General features: G+C 64.7%; 2 protein-coding genes. One reads left to right on the forward strand and one right to left on the reverse strand.

Annotated elements, in window-relative coordinates; all coding sequences use genetic code 11:
* Positions 1-272: 272 nt before the first annotated feature.
* Positions 273-515 carry a hypothetical protein gene (locus EP26_RS34425; protein WP_084113205.1) on the forward strand — a complete coding sequence of 81 codons (243 nt, stop codon included), beginning with the start codon at positions 273-275 and terminating at the stop codon, positions 513-515.
* A gap of 709 nt (positions 516-1224) precedes the next feature.
* On the opposite strand, the gene EP26_RS37120 is transcribed toward EP26_RS34425, so the two are convergent.
* Positions 1225-1419 (reverse strand): hypothetical protein (locus EP26_RS37120; protein WP_211259651.1); only part of this gene is annotated, 195 nt, incomplete at its 5' end.

A 1419-nucleotide genomic window follows, 5' to 3' on the forward strand; every position in this document is an offset into this window, starting at 1 on the left:
TCACCGCGCTCGGAATACCCGTCACCGAAGCCGTAGGATGAGGCTGTCCGGGGAAAGGGGAACCCTAACCGTCAGCTCATTTGTGCAACAGAGCCCGGATATCGGCTACGCATGTCCGACGTATGATATGCAGCCGCTGCTCAGGGGCATTGCTCACCGCTTCTGTTCTTCCGACGACGCAAGCCGGTCGAAGGCTGAAGCTAGAGCATTTCAGGCTTGCACGGACTCACGGAGTCTGATTCGACGCTGCTGGTGGAGCAGCGAGGCTGACGATGACGGCACCCCTGTCGCAGGACCTGCGGAAGCGCTTGGTCCGGGCTGTTGAGGAGGGCGCCTCGGCTCGGGAGGCGGCGGCCCGCTTCGCGGTGAGTGCCTCGGCGGCGATCAAGCTGGTGCGGCGGGTGCGTGAGACTGGCAGCACGGCACCGGCCCGGATTGGTGGCTACCGCAAGCCGCTGCTGGCCGGGCATGCACCTGGAGGACGCTCTTCGCCAAATCGAGGCCGATCGTCGTAACCTTCTCCATGGATGCCTCCTCTCCCTCGTGGTCAGGCTCAGCACCAACCACGCTATGGCACCTCGATGCCGCGGAGCAGGGGGCATCCAACCCATCATGTGAGCCGGGCTTGCCGCAATCGGACTGCGGGCAAAGAAAAGCCGCCCTCGTGGTCCGAAGGACGGCTTTAAAGGTGGGGGTTGAGTGAACCCTTGAAGTTCCAGTCCGAGCCGAAGCGACCGCGCTGGTTCGCCACTGTATCACTCCGCAGCCGATACGCACTGCCGCAATCGGGCTGCAGGCAAGGAAAAGGCCGGCTGCCTGCAGGTGCAAACCGGCCTTGAGTTGGTGCTGGGGTACCAATCCCTCGTGGGGAGCAAACGCCGTTCCAACCGAATTGGTTTGCGGCCATTCCTCGTCAGGATTGGATAGTCCGCTTACCGCAAGAGAGCCGGCGCTGCCGCAAGCGGCCTGTACGCAAAGGAAAGGCCGCCCGGGGGAGCGGCCTTGAGCCATCGGGGGGGCGGCTTTGAAGTGCATGGGTTGCCTTCCTCTTGGAGGTGGCCCCCGAACACCACCTTGCAAGGCTGGTTTGCGAGCGTTCCGCACCAGCAGCGGCGCTGCCGAAGTCGGCTTTGCGCGGGTGTGGCGGGAGGGGGCCATCCAGCCCCGGCAGACAACAGGCAGCCCCCACCGCGTGGCCTACCCCTTACGGCTCCCGTAACGGGTTTAGCTGGCCGCCTGCTGCTCTTCCCGCCACCAAGCCGCGAGGCGCGCCTTCTTGAGCGGCCTTTCGGGCTGGTCGAGCTGCCTGGTTTCGTGGCGGAATAGGTCGCGTCCGTCAACGTGGTGGAATTTGCTGATGAGCTTGGGGCGACCACGGCTCAGGCAGGCCGGGGTGGCAGTTGTAGGGTCTCGTTGGTG

The sequence above is a fragment of the Belnapia moabensis DSM 16746 genome, from assembly GCF_000745835.1.
Lineage (GTDB): Bacteria > Pseudomonadota > Alphaproteobacteria > Acetobacterales > Acetobacteraceae > Belnapia > Belnapia moabensis.

Excerpts from the sequence above, each read along its gene's own strand:
- EP26_RS34425 (WP_084113205.1), top strand. The coding sequence starts at position 273 with ATGACGGCACCCCTGTCGCAGGACCTGCGGAAGCGCTTGGTCCGGGCT.